At 71.0% G+C, this 15,067-nt stretch carries 15 protein-coding genes; 10 read left to right on the forward strand and 5 right to left on the reverse strand.

What is annotated here, in order from left to right; translation table 11 throughout:
* Positions 1-86: 86 nt before the first annotated feature.
* Together CIW48_RS12200 and CIW48_RS12205 are read right to left on the reverse strand one after the other, a co-directional pair.
* Entirely contained in the window at positions 87-1,124 is a 1,038-nt protein-coding gene (locus CIW48_RS12200; protein ID WP_149311018.1) for an NAD(P)-dependent oxidoreductase, read from the reverse strand.
* A gap of 6 nt (positions 1,125-1,130) precedes the next feature.
* Entirely contained in the window at positions 1,131-2,336 is a 1,206-nt protein-coding gene (locus tag CIW48_RS12205) for an amino acid aminotransferase (protein WP_149311019.1), read from the reverse strand.
* Positions 2,337-2,548: 212 nt separating this feature from the next.
* Here CIW48_RS12205 and CIW48_RS12210 point away from each other — a divergent pair, with 212 nt between their 5' ends.
* The 3 genes from CIW48_RS12210 to CIW48_RS12220 all read left to right on the forward strand — a co-directional run bounded on the left by CIW48_RS12210 (position 2,549) and on the right by CIW48_RS12220 (position 5,137).
* Complete coding sequence (locus CIW48_RS12210; protein WP_149311020.1) at positions 2,549-3,685, forward strand: branched-chain amino acid ABC transporter substrate-binding protein; 1,137 nt, start codon at positions 2,549-2,551, stop codon at positions 3,683-3,685.
* Between the two features lie 211 nt (positions 3,686-3,896).
* Entirely contained in the window at positions 3,897-4,172 is a 276-nt protein-coding gene (gene infA, locus CIW48_RS12215; protein ID WP_091781030.1) for a translation initiation factor IF-1, read from the forward strand.
* On the forward strand, positions 4,169-5,137 hold the full coding sequence (locus CIW48_RS12220; protein ID WP_149311021.1) for a DMT family transporter: 969 nt from the start codon (positions 4,169-4,171) through the stop codon (positions 5,135-5,137). Before infA ends, CIW48_RS12220 begins: the two co-directional genes overlap by 4 nt.
* Here CIW48_RS12220 and CIW48_RS12225 read toward each other — a convergent pair.
* Positions 5,107-5,409, reverse strand: a complete 303-nt coding sequence (locus CIW48_RS12225) for a hypothetical protein (RefSeq protein WP_149311022.1) — start codon at positions 5,407-5,409, stop codon at positions 5,107-5,109. The genes CIW48_RS12220 and CIW48_RS12225 overlap by 31 nt on opposite strands.
* 158 nt (positions 5,410-5,567) lie before the next feature.
* Here CIW48_RS12225 and CIW48_RS12230 point away from each other — a divergent pair, with 158 nt between their 5' ends.
* Together CIW48_RS12230 and CIW48_RS12235 are read left to right on the forward strand one after the other, a co-directional pair.
* Positions 5,568-6,173, forward strand: coding sequence for a sulfite oxidase-like oxidoreductase (locus tag CIW48_RS12230; RefSeq protein ID WP_149311023.1), 606 nt, complete (start codon positions 5,568-5,570; stop codon positions 6,171-6,173).
* Complete coding sequence (locus CIW48_RS12235) at positions 6,148-6,909, forward strand: FAD-binding oxidoreductase (protein ID WP_246695213.1); 762 nt, start codon at positions 6,148-6,150, stop codon at positions 6,907-6,909. The genes CIW48_RS12230 and CIW48_RS12235 overlap by 26 nt, the downstream gene beginning before the upstream one ends.
* A 102-nt stretch (positions 6,910-7,011) precedes the next feature.
* On the opposite strand, the gene CIW48_RS12240 is transcribed toward CIW48_RS12235, so the two are convergent.
* A complete protein-coding gene (locus CIW48_RS12240) occupies positions 7,012-8,109 on the reverse strand; it encodes a calcium:proton antiporter (RefSeq protein WP_149311024.1) in 1,098 nt (365 codons plus the stop codon).
* Between the two features lie 403 nt (positions 8,110-8,512).
* Between CIW48_RS12240 and CIW48_RS12245 the strand changes: the two genes are divergently transcribed.
* Positions 8,513-10,264, forward strand: a complete 1,752-nt coding sequence (locus tag CIW48_RS12245; protein WP_149311025.1) for a DEAD/DEAH box helicase — start codon at positions 8,513-8,515, stop codon at positions 10,262-10,264.
* Between the two features lie 52 nt (positions 10,265-10,316).
* On the opposite strand, the gene CIW48_RS12250 is transcribed toward CIW48_RS12245, so the two are convergent.
* The gene (locus CIW48_RS12250) at positions 10,317-11,198 is read right to left on the reverse strand and encodes a hypothetical protein (RefSeq protein WP_149311026.1); all 882 of its coding nucleotides are present in this window, start codon (positions 11,196-11,198) and stop codon (positions 10,317-10,319) included.
* A 279-nt stretch (positions 11,199-11,477) separates the two neighbouring features.
* Here CIW48_RS12250 and CIW48_RS12255 point away from each other — a divergent pair, with 279 nt between their 5' ends.
* The 4 genes from CIW48_RS12255 (at position 11,478) to CIW48_RS12275 (ending at position 15,066) form a co-directional block, all read left to right on the forward strand.
* Positions 11,478-12,959, forward strand: coding sequence for an ATP-binding protein (locus CIW48_RS12255; RefSeq protein ID WP_149311027.1), 1,482 nt, complete (start codon positions 11,478-11,480; stop codon positions 12,957-12,959).
* Entirely contained in the window at positions 12,956-13,630 is a 675-nt protein-coding gene (locus tag CIW48_RS12260; RefSeq protein WP_012320334.1) for a response regulator transcription factor, read from the forward strand. Before CIW48_RS12255 ends, CIW48_RS12260 begins: the two co-directional genes overlap by 4 nt.
* Positions 13,631-13,633: 3 nt before the next feature.
* The gene (tenA, locus tag CIW48_RS12265; RefSeq protein ID WP_149311028.1) at positions 13,634-14,332 is read left to right on the forward strand and encodes a thiaminase II; all 699 of its coding nucleotides are present in this window, start codon (positions 13,634-13,636) and stop codon (positions 14,330-14,332) included.
* Between the two features lie 272 nt (positions 14,333-14,604).
* Positions 14,605-15,066: a TerB family tellurite resistance protein gene (locus CIW48_RS12275; RefSeq protein WP_091781064.1), complete on the forward strand. Its 462-nt coding sequence runs from the start codon at positions 14,605-14,607 to the stop codon at positions 15,064-15,066.
* Position 15,067: the final 1 nt, after the last annotated feature.

Raw genomic sequence — 15,067 nt, forward strand, 5'->3', positions numbered from 1 at the left:
GCACCGCCGACGCCTGTGGCGTCGTCCGAAAGATCAAGACAGGTTCGCGCGCTGCCGGGACAGCGCGGAGCAGGACCCGTTCTCGATCAGGCGCCGCCGAGCAGCCGCGCCCGACGCTCCAGCACGGTAGGCCAGACCTCCGGGTTGACGAGCCGCGGCGGCGTCTCGCCCCGGAGCAGGCCGACGATCTGCTCGGCGCCCCAGGCGGCCACGTTGCGCCGCGCCTCGTGGGTGACGCCGGCGGTGTGGTAGGTCGCCACCACGGTGTCGAGCCGCAGCAGGGCCGCGTCGAGGGGCGGCGGCTCCGGCGCCCAGACGTCGAGGCCCGCCCCCGCGAGATGGCCGGCGGTCAGCGCCGCGGCGAGTGCGGCCTCGTCGTGCACGCCGCCCCGGGCGGTGGTGATGAACAGCGCCCCCGGCTTCATCGCCGCGAAGGCAGCGGCGTCGAAGCTGCCGCGGGTTGTGTCGTCGAGGGGGCAGTGCAGGGACACGATGTCGGACTCGGTGAGGAGCCGCGCCCGGTCGACCGGCTCCGCCCCGCGGGCCCGGATCTCATCGCCCGAGAGCAGGGGATCGTGAGCGAGAACCCGCATGTCGAAGCCGCGCGCGAGCTTGGCCACCTCCCGGCCGGTATGCCCGATCCCGACGAGGCCCAGCGTCGCGCCGCCGATCTCGTGACCCATGAGCGATTCGCGGGTGAAGCCGCGCGCGGTCCGGAGCAGTCGGTCCGAGAAGCAGATCTTGCGCGAGACGGCGAGCATCAGGCCGATCGCCAGCTCCGCCACCGAGCGGGCATTGCCGCCCACTTGGTTCACCACCGCGACGCCGGCCCGGGTGCAGGCGGCGGCGTCCACCGTGTCGAAGCCTGCCCCGGCCGAGGAGACCGCCAGGAGGCTCGGGCAGTCGGCGAGCAGCGCGTCGGTCACGTGCCAGCGGCGCGGCAGCTCATCCCGCGCCGGCGAGACGTGGAGGACGTGGGACTGCGCCAGCAGCGTCGCGAGCGCGTCCTCCGGTCCCCGCAGGTCGCCGACCTGCAGATCGATGTCGGGTTCGGCCCCCAGGCGCGCGTCGAAGACCGGATTGATCCAGACGTTGAATCGGCAGACGCGCTTGAGGGCCGCCACGCGGGTTCAGCCCTTCACCACCGCGTCGATCGCGTCGATGACGTGGTCGATGTTGTGGGTGTTGACCGCCGCCACGCAGATCCGGCCGGTCTCGAGCGCGTAGACCTCGTGCTCCTCGCGCAGGCGGGTGGCCTCGGCTGGGCTCAGGCCCGTGTAGGAGAACATGCCCTTCTGGGTCTTGATGGCGTCGAAGCCGCGCTCGGGATGGCGCTGCTGCAGGCTGTCGGCCATCCGCTCGCGCATGGCGCGGATCCGGTCGCGCATCTCGGCGAGCTCCCGCTCCCAGTCAGCGCGCAGCTCCGGATCGGTCAGCACGATCTCGACGATCGCCGCGCCGTGGGTGTGCGGGTTCGAGTAGCTCGCCCGGACGAGGCGCTTGGCGAAGGCCTCGACCTTGGTCTTCGCGGCCGGGTTCTCGGCCACGATGGTCAGGGCGCCGACGCGCTCGCCGTAGAGCGAGAATGACTTCGAGAACGAGGAGGCGACCAGGAATTCCTGGCCTGAGTCCGCGAACAGGCGCACCGGCTCCGCGTCGGCGTCGAGGCCGTTGCCGAAGCCCTGGTAGGCGATGTCGAGGAACGGGATCAGCCCGCGCTCGGCCATCAGGGGAACGAGGTCGCGCCACTCGTCGAGGCTGAGATCGGCGCCGGTCGGGTTGTGGCAGCAGGCGTGCAGCACCACGATCGCGCCCTTCGGCAGATCCTGGAGATAGGCCTTCATGGCCGGGTAGTCGGCGCCGCCGGTCTCGGCCGAGAAGTAGGGATAGTCGACAACGGTGAAGCCGGCCTGGCTGAACAGGGCCTTGTGGTTCTCCCAGCTCGGGTTGCTCACCGCCACGGTGGCGCCCGGATAGAGCTTGGCCAGCAGGTCGGCGCCGGTCTTCAGGGCGCCGGTGCCGCCGATGCTCTGGAGCGTCGCAGCCCGGTTCTGGGACAGGATCGGCGCGCCCTTGCCGAACAGCAGCTCCTGGACGGCGTCGCGGAACGGCTTGGTGCCCTCGATCGGCCGGTAGGTCTTCGGCAGGCCTTTCTCGATCCAGCGCTTCTCGGCCGTCTGCACGGCGCGCAGGCGCGGCACCTTGCCCTCGGCATCCGTGTACACGCCGACCACGAGGTTGAGCTTCTTCGGGCTCGGGTCGGCGTTGAAGGCCTCGAACAGGCGCATGATCGGGTCGAGCGGCGCGTCCTGGATGCCGGCGAACAGCGAGGTCATGATCGTCAATCGTCCCAGAGGGTCTCGGCCTGCACGGGTGGAGAGGTGCCGGCACGCCCGGCGACGGGCCGGACCGACGCCCTTATTCCGCACATCGCGCCCGCCCGCCAGCGCTTCCGCGCGCATCAGCGTCCCGATCCGCTCAACGATCTGGCACCGATCCGGCCTCAGCGCCCTTCCAGTCGGGGCTCCGACGGCCCTAGAGTGGCGCCATGATGCGTCGCCTCGTTCCGCTCCTCGCCGGCCTCCTCGCGGCCGCCCCGGCCGTCGCGCAGGCGCCGATCCGAATCGGGCTGTCGGCGCCGCTGACCGGACCGGATTCCGCCTACGGACTGGGTCTGCGGCAGGGTGCCGAGCAGGCGGTGGCCGATCTCAACCGCGCCGCGGGCGGGCGCCCGCGCTGGGTCCTGGTCCCGGCCGACGACGGCGGCGAGGCCCGGCAGGCCGTTGCAACCGCACGAAAATTCGCCGCCGACGGCGTGCGCCTCGTGGTTGGGCCTCTCGAATCCGGGGCGGTCGCGGCCGCGACCCCCGTCTACGAGGAGGCGGGCGCCGTCACGGTGGCGCCCGCGGCGGCTTACGGGCCTCTGACCGGGCGCGGCCTATGGAACCTGTTCCGCCTGGGGCCGAGCGACGCCCAGCAGGGCCGGGCGGCCGGGGCCTTCCTGGCGAAGGCCTTCGCGGGGCGCCGGGTCGGGATCCTCAGCGACCGCTCAACCTTCGGCCGCGGCCTCGCCGACGTGGTGGCGGCGCGGCTGAAGGAGGCCGGCACGCCGGAGGTGCTGTTCGAGGGCTTTCCCCGGGGCACCCGCGACCTCGCAGATCTCGTCGCACGGCTGAAGGCGGCGCGCCTCGACGCAGTGTATTTCGGCGGCCTCGCGCCCGAGGCCGCGACCCTGCTCCACGCCATGCGCGAGGCCGGCCTGGGCACGACGCTGGTGGCGAGCGACGGCATCCTCGATCCGGCCTTCGCCGCCGCGGCGGGCGGGGACGGGGAGGGCGCCGTCATGACGCTGGTTCCCGACCCGCCGCGCCTGCCCGAAGCCCGCGGCGCCCGCCCGGCGCCGCGCTCCCCCGAGGCGGAGAGCGTCGCGGCCGGGGCCTACGCGGCCGTGGAGCTCCTCGCACAGGCGACCGAGCGCGCCCACGCCGCCGACCCGAAGACCGGCCGCATCGCCGACGGCCGCAAGGTGGCCGAGGCCCTGCGGGCGGGGCCGTCGCGCACGCTGCTCGGATCGGTGGCCTTCGATGCGAGGGGTGACCGCGCCGGAGTTCCGATCGCCCTGCGAGTCTGGCGCCGGACGCCGGACGGGCGCCTCGACTATGCCGGCAACGACGCGGAGCCGTGAAAGCCGGCGAATCGTGTCGATGACGGAACGTGTTCGGCGTCCGCGACTTGCGGCGGGTTCCCGCGGGGACTACATGCGGGCGGTGCTGCTGAGCTGGCGCGGGCGGTCCACCGGATCGGATCCGCGCCCTGCGGCGTTTCCCGAGCTCGATGACAGCCGAACACGCATTGCCGGAACGCCTGCTGCCAGACGGTCCGACTGGAGAAGGTGCATGGCGAAAGAAGAATTGATGCAGTTCGATGGTCTCGTGATCGAGATCCTGCCGGATGCGCGCTACCGCGTGCAGCTCGACCAGGGCCACGAGATCGTGGCCTACACGGCCGGCAAGATGAAGAAGAACCGCATCAAGACGCTGGCTGGCGACCGGGTGACGGTCGAGATGTCGCCCTACGACCTCGAGAAGGGGCGGCTCGTGTTCCGCCACAAGGACGAGCGCTCGTCCGGCCCCCGTCCGCAGGTTCGGGGCGGCCAGTTCCGCCGCCGTTGACGATCGCGCGCGCGAGCCGGACTTCCTCGGCCGCGCCCGCCTACCTGCTGCTGACCGTCACGGCGCTTCTCTGGGCCGGCAACGCCGTGACCAGCCGCTGGGCGCCCGGTCACGTCTCGCCCCAGGTTATCACGACGCTCCGCTGGGCGGTCGCCTGCTTGGTGCTCATGCCCGTCGCCGGGCGCCGCCTCGTCGCCGCGTGGCCGCTCCTGCGGCCGCACGGGCTGCGCATCCTGCTGATGGGCGGCCTCGGCTACACGGCCTTCAACTGCCTGTTCTACGCGGCCGGCGCGCATACCGGCGCGATCAACCTCGCCCTGTTCCAGGGGGCGATCCCGGTCCTGGTGATCGTTCTGAACCGGCTCGCCTACCGGGTGCCGGTCACGCCGGGGCAGGTGCTGGGTGTGATCCTGACGTTGATCGGGGCCGGTCTCGCCGCCACGCACGGCGATCTGTCCGTGCTCACGACCCTCGCATTCAACCGGGGCGACGTGCTCGTCTTCGGCGCCTGCCTGCTCTACGCGGGCTACACGATCTTCCTGCCGACCCGTCCGCAGGTGCCGGCATTGGTGTTCTTCGCCGCGATGGCGGTCGCGGCGTTCGTCACCTCGCTGCCGCCGCTCGCCGTCGAGTGGGCGACGGGCCACGCCGTCTGGCCGAATCGCGAGGGCTGGCTCATGGTCGCCTTCGTCGGCCTCGGCCCGTCGCTGCTGGCGCAGCTGTTCTTCATGCGCGGCGTCGAGACCATCGGCCCGAACCGCGCCGGCCTGTTCGTCAACCTCGTGCCGATCTTTGGCGCGATCCTCGCCGTCCTGCTGGTCGGCGAGCCGTTCGGGGCGACGGAGGCCCTCGCCCTGGCCCTGGTTCTCGGCGGGATCGCCTGCGCCGAGCGCCTAAAACCGGCGCCCGCCGCGGCGGCGACCGCGGAGGCCGCCTACTCGCAGACGCGGACGCGGCGGATGTAGACGTCGCCGTACGGATCGACGGTCCGGCGGCGCTCGAAGTGGCAGACTGGGCCGTAATCCTCCTCGACGTAGACCGGCGGCGGGGCGCGGTAGACCGGGCGGCCCGGGTAGTAGCCGTTGTTGGCCGACGCGATGGCGCCGCCGACGGCCAGGCCGCCGAGCACGCCAAGGGCGGCCGCGCCGCCGGCGCCGATGCCGTCGCGGGCCTGGGCGGCCGGCGCGAGCGTGGCGAGGCTCCCGACGAAAAGGCTCGTCGCGAGAAGGTACTTCATGACATCCCCCTGAAAGCAGGCGATTCGTGCCGATCGATCGGCACAGAGCTGCTACCACACCCGAGCTTTGGGGCGTTTGTTCGGCCGCACATGCCGGCTTGACGTGGGGTGTTCCGCCGCACCAAACCCGGGGGACAGCAAGAGGAGCGGCGACCGTCATGGTGACACGGGGCTTCGTCGGGCGCAGGCAGCCGCCCGAGACCGGCGCGCGCCTGCCGCCGGGTCAGTACCTGACCGACGACTTCCCGATCCTCCAGATCGGCCCGAACCCGATCGTCGACATGGCCACGTGGCGGTTCACGCTGCGCGAGGGGTCCCGGCCGATCAAGGCGTGGAGCTGGGAGGCGTTCGAGGCGCTGCCCCGGACAACCTGGCACGGCGACATCCACTGCGTCACCAAGTGGTCGAAGTTCGACACGACCTGGGAGGGCGTCAGCTTCGACGACATCCTGGCGGATGCCGGGATCACGGCGCCGACGGGCTACCTCCTTGCAGAATCCCACGACGACTACACCACGAACGTGCCGGTGGCCGACCTCGTGGGTGGCCGCGCCCTGGTGGCGACGCGCTACGAGGGCCAGCCGATCCACCCGGATCACGGTGGCCCGGCGCGGCTGTTCGTGCCGCATCTCTACTTCTGGAAGAGCGCCAAGTGGGTGAAGGGCCTCCGGTTCACCCAGACCGACACGGCCGGCTTCTGGGAGCTGCGCGGCTACCACATGTACGGGGATCCCTGGCGTGAGCAGCGCTACATCGGTGACTGACGCGGCGACTGACTCGGTGGTCGAGCCCATCGTCTTTCGCTGGCACGAGGCGGAGATCACCGCGATCGCGCCGGTCACGCCGCACGTGAAGAGCGTGCGGCTGCGCTGCGGCCTCGCCGAGGCCTACCGGGCCGGGCAGCACGTCGATGTCCGGCTGACCGCCGAGGACGGCTATCAGGCGCAGCGCAGCTACTCCATCGCCTCGGCGCCGGACGCCAGCGGCACTCTGGAGCTGATGATCGAGGCCCTGCCGGACGGCGAGGTTTCCGGCTGGTTCTCGCACTGCGCCGAAATCGGCGACCGGGTCGAGCTGCGCGGGCCGATCGGCGGCTCCTTCTCCTGGGACGGGTCCGACGGAGGGCCGCTGCTCCTGGGCGGCGGCGGGTCGGGCGTCGTTCCGCTCCTGGCGATGCTGCGGCGGCGGGCGCAGCGCTGGCGGGCAATCCCGGCGGCGCTGATCTACTCGGTCCGCACCCGCGCGGAGGCGATCGCGGTCGCCGAGCTGGAGCGGCTCGCCGAAACGGATCCCAACTTCTCCCTGCATCTCGCGACGACCCGCGAGGCCGGCGGCAAGCGCATCGACGCGGCCCTTGTCGCCGACGCGCTGGCCCGAATCGGAGCGCCCGGTAAGGTGTTCCTCTGCGGCTCGAACCGGTTCGTGGCCGCGGCCTCCGACCTGATCCTGGCGCAGGGCGTCGCGCCAGGCCTGATCCGCACCGAGCGATTCGGCGCCTGACCTCCGGGTTGCGCCGTCACCGCCGCGGACGGGTATGCCCTGAGTTGCGTGGACCGCACCGTCATTCCGGGGCGCCGCGGCCGGATTCGGTCCCCGCGAGGGTCAGGGGCTGAAGATCAGCACGAGGTAGACGAAGAACAGCACGAGGTGCACCGCGCCCTCCAGCACGGTGGTGCGCGAGCCCGAGAAGGTCTGCGCGCTGAGGATCAGCGTCACGGCGAGCAGGGTCATCTCGGTGGGCTTGAGGCCGAGCACCACGGTCTGGCCAGTGAGCAGCCCGATGGTCAGGATCGCCGGCACGGTGAGGCCGACCGTCGAGGTGGCCGCCCCCAGGCACAGGTTGATCGCCCGCTGGAGTTCGTTGCGGGCCACCGCCTTGAGTGCCGAAATCCCCTCCGGCGTGAACACGATGGCGGCGATCAGCACGCCGCCGAGTGCCGTCGGTGCGCCGAGTGCCGCGATGCCGTGATCCAGGATTACCGCGAGGCTCTTGGCCAGGATGACGATCGGCAGGACGTTGGCGAGCAGCAGGCCGACATGCTTGGCGACGCTGCCGCCCGAGACCGGGGCCGCGCCGTGGGACGGCTCGGACTCCTCGCGCGCCTCCGCGTCGATGAAGAACTCGCTGTGACGGCCGGTTTGGATCAGCAGGAACACGCCGTAGAGGGCGAGAGTGAACACCGAGAACGTCACCGCCTGCAGAATCGTCAGCGTCCCGTCGCTTGTGGAGCTGGTGAAATTCGGGATGATCAGCGCGATGGTGGTGAGCGGGATGATCACCGACAGGAAGGCTGACGCGCCTTGAAGGTTGTAGCGCTGCTGGTGATGGCGAAGGCCGCCGACCAGGAGACCCAGCCCGACCACGCCGTTCAGCACGATCATCAGGACCGCGAACATCGTGTCGCGCCCTAGAGTCGGCGCATCCTTTGCCGACAGCATGACCGCGGAGATCAGCGCTACCTCGATGATGACGATCGACAGCGTCAGGACCAGGGTGCCCAGCGGCTCGCCGAGGCGATGGGCCAGCTCCTCGGCCTCGTGAACCACGCCGAAGGCCGCCCAGACGATCACCGCGAGCAGCCACGCGAACAGGCCCCCGGCGAAGAAGGGCTGCGACAGGTCCCCGAGCCAATCCTTGCCGAACCACGCGAAGGCGAGAACCGTCGCCCAGGCTACCGTCACCCGCAGGCCTGCCATCATGTCCGTGGTGCTCTCCGGTCGGGCTGCGTTAACGCTGCGATGTGCGATACTTGACTATGCCTTATCAAGTAGCGGCAGCTAAATCGGCCCCGCCTCGTCTTCGCGAGCGGAGCGGAGCAAGCTGATGCAACGCGACCTCTCGGTGAACGTGGCCAAGGTGGGTTGCTTCGCGGCGCTCGCGAAGACGGAGAGTTGCGGCAGATCGTTGGGTGGGAAGTTCGAGGACATGTGCCTCTGCGGCCCTGGGTTGAGCCCGTGCAACCGCCCCATGCTGCGACGGGAGTGGTCAGTCGGCACGCGAAGCGTTACCTTCTCGGCACCCGAATAAAGTCCGGCGTCTGATTCCCCCGCCGCGCGATGGCGCGCTGCCGGGCGCGGCGCGGCCGTTGAGAGTTCACGAAGCTTGCCTTTCCCGACCCTGCCCGCCCCCCTCGCGCGGGCCCTAGCCGACCGCGGCTACGCCGAGCCCACACCGGTCCAGGCCGCCGTGCTGGAGGCGGCCGCCGGCGTCCGCGATCTCCTCGTGTCTGCCCAGACCGGCTCTGGCAAGACCGTGGCCTACGGCCTCGCCATGGCGAGCATCCTCATGGGTGACGCGGAGATGTTGCCGCCCCCGGCCGCCCCGCTCGCCCTGGTGATTGCCCCGACCCGGGAACTCGCCCTCCAGGTGCAGCGCGAGCTAGCCTGGCTCTACGGCCCTGCCGGCGGCCGGGTCGCGGCCTGCGTTGGCGGCATGGATCCCCGCCGGGAAAGCCGGATGCTGGGCGAGGGCACTCACATCGTTGTCGGAACGCCAGGCCGCCTGCGCGACCATCTTGAGCGCCGCAACCTCGACCCAACGGCGCTGCGCGCCGTGGTCCTCGACGAGGCCGACGAGATGCTCGATCTCGGCTTCCGCGAGGATATTGAATTCATCCTCTCGGCGACACCGCCGGAGCGGGCCACCTACCTGTTCTCGGCGACGCTGCCGAAGGCGATCGAAACCCTGGCCGAGCGCTACCAGCGCGGTGCCCTTCGTCTGGCGATCAAGAGTGAGACCAAGGGGCATGCCGACATCGCCTATCGGGCGGTGCGGATCATGCCGAGGGAGACCGAGCACGTCGTGCTCAACCTCCTGCGCGAGGCTGATGCCGCGACCGCGATCATCTTCTGCAACACCCGTAACGCCGTGCGCCATCTCCAGGCGAGCCTGACCGAGCGGGGCTTCTCGGTAGTGGCGCTGTCAGGCGAACTCGGCCAGGGCGAGCGCAACGCCGCGCTCCAGGCCCTGCGCGACGGCCGCGCCCGGGTCTGCGTCGCCACCGACGTGGCCGCGCGCGGCATCGATCTGCCGTCCCTCAGCCTCGTGATCCACGCCGACCTGCCGCACGACGCCGAGGTGCTTCAGCACCGCAGCGGCCGCACCGGGCGTGCCGGCCGCAAGGGCACCTCGGTGCTGCTGATCCCAAATTCCCGCCGCCGCCGGGCCGAGCAGATGTTCGCCATCGCCAAGGTGAGCCCCGAATGGTCTGGGCCGCCCTCGGCCGACGAGATCCGCCGGCTCGACGGTGAGCGGATGCTCTCCGACCCGCTCTTTGCCGAGCCGCCGGCCGAGGAGGATGTGGCGCTGGCCGAGACGCTGCTCGCCGGCAAGAGCCCGGAGGAGCTGGCCGCGCTCCTGGCCCGGGTCTACCGCACCCGCCTGCCGGCCCCCGAGGAGGTCAGCGATCCCGGAGAGGGCCGCGCGCCGCGGGGCGAGCGTCCACCCTACGACCCAATGGATCCGGAGCGAATCGCCGCCATGGGTCCGGCGGTGTGGTTCCGGCTCAATCTCGGCCGCCGCGACAACGCTGACCCGCGCCGCCTGCTGCCGATGCTCACCCGCCGCGGCGGCATCGGCCGCCAGGAGATTGGTGCGATCCGGATTTTCGACCGCGAGACCAAGTTCGAGGTCCGGGGTAACGCGGCTGCGCGCTTTGCTGAAGCGTTCGCCCGCAACGGTTCGCCGGAGATCCAGGTCGAGGCACTGGTGGGCGATGCCGGGCCAGCCGAACGCAAGGATCGTCCCACCGGTCCGAAGGGTTTTGCGAGCCCGCGCGCCGGAAAGCATCAGCGCAAGGCCGAGCGCACCGGGCCGAGGGGCGACAAGGCCGGGCGCCAAACCGGCCGGGCCTGAGCGGTGGATTGGGATCAGTGTCCGGCCCCGCGCTCGGGGCCGGTGCAGCGGATCAGAACACGTTCTTGACGGCGTCGCCGAGGGCGTCGACGCTCTCCTTCAGCTTCCGCCCCGCCGGTGCCAAGGACGGGATCTTGATTCCGAGCACCTCGGTATCCTCTGCCTCGGCGGGCTCCGCTTGAGCGACAGTTGCGGGCGTAGCGCCTTTGGGCTTGTCGATCGCCCGGGCCGGCGTGGCCGCCTTGCGGGTCGCCGCCGCCTTGGCCGCCGCCTTCTCGGTGCGTTCAGACTTCTCGGAACGCCCGGCTTTCTCGGAGCGCTCAACCTTTTCGACGCGCGCCGGCTTGTCGCTGGCCGGTGACGGCATGGCCGCATCGACCAGCTCGCGGGCCCGGACCGTCTCGGAGGCGCGCGGCGTCTGGAGCGCGGCCGTGCGGGTCGGAACCAGCGGCGCGACCTCCCGTGTGGTCACCAAGGGCGTTACGGAGGTGGGAACCGGAATGCGCTGCGTCGGCGGAACCGGGGCCGCGGAGACCTTCGCGGGCTTCGAGGCTACGGGCTTTGGCGCGGCGGTCGTCTCCGCCGGGGCTGCGATGGGGGTGAAGGCCTCGGGCAACGACGCCATCCGCAGGGCCGGCGTCTCGGGCTGGGCCGGCTTCGGCGGAGCGGGCGCCGCCGGGACGGAGCCTGCGATGACCGGAAGCCCATCCTTCAGCTCCGGCCAGTCTGCGGCCTTGCCCGACGAGACAATCTTGACGGGCGCCGGCGCCGCAAGCCCGGCCAGCACGGTCGAGGCGGCGACGCCGAAGCCGACCAGCGCGCTGGCGCCGACCAGACCGAACAGGACCACCTTAAGGTTCATCGACGACCCGGACTTGGCCGCCGGCATCCGGTTGGGCCGGGTCTCGGATGCGTCGAGATTGAGAGCGATCATGGGCCGGGGTCTCTAGACACGATGCACGCCGCGCGCGACCGGGCTCCCCATGACCGGCCGCCACACTCCGAGGATTCGAAGGTGGTTCGACTCAGGCCGCCATAAAGGAGCTGCAATACGGCGCAATGATGTCGGCCCGAATTGCCCGCCCAGCCAGTCCTTGCTCGGCTATCCACAAGATTACGCGGCGCCGCTTAAGAATCCGTGTTCGGCTCGCCCACGCCGTACAGGCGCGGCGTACCGGGCGCTACCGTCGGTGGGCCACCCAATGCGGGCGGCATGGACTTCATCGGTGCGGTCGCTATGCGTCTCGGTGTGGACACACGACCGAACCTGAACCCGAAGCCCGTGACGGCCGCCGCGCCGCCCCACCCGCGACTCCGCCGTTGGCCCTGGTCGGCCTGGTCCACGCGCGCCCGGCTCGTCGCGGTGGTCCTGCTCATTGACGCGTTCGCGGCGCTGATCTCCTGCGCGGTCATCGTGCTGAACGCCCGCTCGGCCGTGCGCGTCGAGACCCGCGCCTCGCTTGCCACCGTCGAGTCGCTGGTAGCCGACACCATCCGACTGTCCGATACGGCCTCGCCCGACACGCTGCTCCAGACCCTGGATCTCCGCTTCAAGGTCCTGCGGCACGTCCGTGTCGCTGTGCTCGATGCGGACGGCGATCAGGTCGGGCGACCGTTGCCGCCGGCGCGCGCAGACCGGGAGGCGCCGCACTGGTTCGCCGACCTGATCATGCCGCCGATCGAGCGCCACGCCCTTCCGATCGTCGTCAACGGGCAGCGGCTAGGCACGGCGCAGATCACCACGCAGCCGATGGACGAGATCGACGAGATCTGGGGCTATGCCCGCGCGCTCTCGCTGACCACGCTGGCGATCAACGCCGCGATGCTGATCGCTCTCTACATCGCGCTGGGCCGGATCCTCGCGCCGCTGCGGCGGCTCGGCGCCGGCCTGATTCAGCTGGAGCATCACGACTACACCGCCCGCCTGGACTCCCCCGGCGCCCGAGAGCTGGCGGTGATCGCCGAGCGGTTCAACAAGGTCGCCGAAGCCCTGGGCGAGGTCCGCGCCGCCAACGGCCGTCTTAACCGCCAGCTTCTGACGGCGCAGGACGACGAGCGCCGCCGCACCGCCTTGGAGCTGCACGACGAATTCGGCCCATGCCTGTTCGCTCTGGAGGCCAATGCCGCCTCGATCGGTCGCATCGCCTCCGGTGCCGCCGAACCCAGTCGCGAGAAGCTCGCGTCCCGGGCGGCCGAGATCAGCGCCATCGTGGGTCAGGTCCAGACCGTCAACCGGGAACTCTTGAACCGCCTACGGCCGCACGGGCTCGGTCAGGCGCCGCTGGCGACCTGCCTCGATCTGTTGCTCCGTGGCTTCGGGCAGCGCCACCCCGGTATCGCTTTTGCGGGCCGCTTCGACGCTCTGGCCCGGGGCTACGGCGACCTCGTGGATCTCACAGTCTTCCGTTGCGTGCAGGAAAGCGCCACCAACGCCGTGCGGCACGGCGCCGCGACCCGGGTGGAAGCCGTGGCGACTGAGACTCAAGGCAGGCTCGAACTCACGATCCGCGACAACGGCACCGGGATCTCACCTGATCACGGATCCGGGCTCGGTCTATCGGGGATGCGCGAGCGCGTGGAGGCACTCGGCGGCACCTTCGCCCTTGACAATGCCGGCCCCGGGGCGATCGTCCGGATCACGATCCCCGTTCCGCCTGAACGGGGCGACGAGAACAACACCGCGCCGAGCGCATGAACGCCATCGCATCTCAAATCGACGCCGCCGCCACGCGCCTGCCGGTTCTCGTCATCGACGACCATCCGATTGTGCTGCAGGGCTGTCGGCGCGTCCTGGAGGATTCCGGCGTCGAGACCATCGCGGAGGCGACGACCGTTGTCGGCGGCTACCGGATCTTCCACCGGCTCCGTCCGCCGGTCGTGATCTGCGACCTGACCTTCCAGGGCAGCGGCATGGCCGGCCTCGGCCTGATCCGGCGCATCCGGGCGGTCGCGCCCGAGACGCGCATCCTGGTCTTCAGCATGCACAACGACCCGGTGATCGTCGCCCGCGCCCTCGAGGCGGGAGCCCTCGGCTACGTCCTCAAGGACCACGCCTCGGCCGAGCTTTTCGAGGCCTTCGCCAAGGTGCGTGTCGGCGAGGTCTATCTCGACCGGCGGCTCGCCACCGAGGTGGCGATGCTGAGGGCCGACGCCCGCCGGGCGCCGGAATCGCAACTGACCCCCCGCGAGCAGCAGATCCTAGCCCGCCTGGCGCAGGGGCGCTCCTACGGCGCCATCGCGGCCGACCTGTCGGTGAGCTACAAGACCGTGACGAACGCCTGCTCACAGATGCGCCAGAAGCTCGGCGTTCGCACTCTGGCCGAGCTGATCCACGTGGCCGTCACCCACGCGCAGCGGCAGGGCTAGGGCATGGCGTCTCCCGGGACGGTGTGGGCGGGCGGTCCGGGCTCGTTCTCGCAGGAGGCGTGGCTGCGCAACGCCGCTGCCTACGAGACCATCCGGTCGATGCCCTTCAACGCTGAGCTTGCCGCCGGCACGCTGCCGCAGGGTCGCTTCCGGCACTACATCGTGCAGGACGCGCACTACCTCATCGGCTTCGGCCGGGCGCTGAGCCTTGCCGCCGCGAAGGCGCCGGATCCGGACGCGATCGTGCAATTCTCCCGCGCCGCGCAGGAGGCGATCGTCGTCGAGCGCGCGCTCCACGGCGGCTTCTTCCATGATTACGGCATCGGGCCGGAGATGTTCGCGGCCACGCCTCTGACACCCGCGTGCGATCATTACGTCTGCTACCTGCTCGCCACCGCCTATGCCGAATCGTTCGCAGTGCTGTGCGCGGCTCTGCTGCCCTGCTTCTGGATCTACAAGGCCGTGGGTGACGACATCTTCGCCCGCGCCGCACCCGGCAACCCCTACCGGGCCTGGATCGACACCTACGCGGGTGCGGATTTTGCGGAGGCGGTCGCGGCCATGATCGCCGCCACCGACCGGGCAGCCCTGGCCGCTTCGGATCCCGAGCGCGCGCGCATGCATCAGGCCTTCGCGCAGGCCACGCGCCTCGAATGGCAGTTCTGGGACGGTGCCTACCGCGATGCGGCCTGGCCCCTGTGACCCGCCCGGCACAGTACATGCCCCCGCGCCGCCCTTTCGGGCCGGTACGCCGGCCAAGGCCGGTCCGGCCGTGGTTTGGGCGGCCGAGGCGATACTCGCGCCGCTGGTCAGGGGCGCCGAGGCCGCTGCGCGCCCGCAATCGCCGTCGAGTGCCGTCGAGGGCGGCGCCGGCGATGCAACTCGGCCACGGTCCTGCGCCGCGTGCGGCACCGTCCTTGACGGGGAGAGTCCGGGGACCGAACTGTTGCGGTGCACGATCCCCCGGAGCCGCCATGTCCCTGATCGCACGCCTGCGCGCCTACGCGGCCGAGGCTCTCGGCGTCGGCAACCCCGAGGCCGTGGACGAGACGCATCTCGCGGCCACCGCGCTCCTCGTCCACGTCGCCCGCGTCGATGGCATCCTGGCTCCCGCCGAGAGCGAGCGCCTGTCGCGCCTCGTGCAGGGGCACTACGCCGATGGTCCGGATGCGGCGCGGGCGCTGATCGAGCGGGCCGCCGCCATGGATTCAGAGGTGCGCGACGTCGCGAGCCTCGTGGAGATGATCCCGCACGAGGCCGACCGGGCCGAACGCGAAGAACTGCTGACCATGGCTTGGTCGGTTGCGGCGGCTGACGGCAACGTCGATGAATTCGAGGAGGCGCTGGTCGAGCGCCTCGGCCGTCTGCTCGGCTTCGACGAGGCCGCCATCGCGGCGGCCCGGCGGAGCGGTCAGCAGGGTGTCGCGGCCGCCTAGC

Origin of the sequence: Methylobacterium sp. P1-11 (genome assembly GCF_008329595.1) — a bacterium.
Classification (GTDB): Bacteria; Pseudomonadota; Alphaproteobacteria; order Rhizobiales; family Beijerinckiaceae; genus Methylobacterium.

Excerpts from the sequence above, each read along its gene's own strand:
- CIW48_RS12205 (WP_149311019.1), bottom strand. The coding sequence starts at position 2,336 with ATGACCTCGCTGTTCGCCGGCATCCAGGACGCGCCGCTCGACCCGATC.
- CIW48_RS12210 (WP_149311020.1), top strand. The coding sequence starts at position 2,549 with ATGATGCGTCGCCTCGTTCCGCTCCTCGCCGGCCTCCTCGCGGCCGCC.
- infA (WP_091781030.1), top strand. The coding sequence starts at position 3,897 with ATGGCGAAAGAAGAATTGATGCAGTTCGATGGTCTCGTGATCGAGATC.
- CIW48_RS12225 (WP_149311022.1), bottom strand. The coding sequence starts at position 5,409 with ATGAAGTACCTTCTCGCGACGAGCCTTTTCGTCGGGAGCCTCGCCACG.
- CIW48_RS12230 (WP_149311023.1), top strand. The coding sequence starts at position 5,568 with ATGGTGACACGGGGCTTCGTCGGGCGCAGGCAGCCGCCCGAGACCGGC.
- CIW48_RS12240 (WP_149311024.1), bottom strand. The coding sequence starts at position 8,109 with ATGATGGCAGGCCTGCGGGTGACGGTAGCCTGGGCGACGGTTCTCGCC.
- CIW48_RS12250 (WP_149311026.1), bottom strand. The coding sequence starts at position 11,198 with ATGATCGCTCTCAATCTCGACGCATCCGAGACCCGGCCCAACCGGATG.
- CIW48_RS12255 (WP_149311027.1), top strand. The coding sequence starts at position 11,478 with ATGGACTTCATCGGTGCGGTCGCTATGCGTCTCGGTGTGGACACACGA.
- CIW48_RS12260 (WP_012320334.1), top strand. The coding sequence starts at position 12,956 with ATGAACGCCATCGCATCTCAAATCGACGCCGCCGCCACGCGCCTGCCG.
- tenA (WP_149311028.1), top strand. The coding sequence starts at position 13,634 with ATGGCGTCTCCCGGGACGGTGTGGGCGGGCGGTCCGGGCTCGTTCTCG.
- CIW48_RS12275 (WP_091781064.1), top strand. The coding sequence starts at position 14,605 with ATGTCCCTGATCGCACGCCTGCGCGCCTACGCGGCCGAGGCTCTCGGC.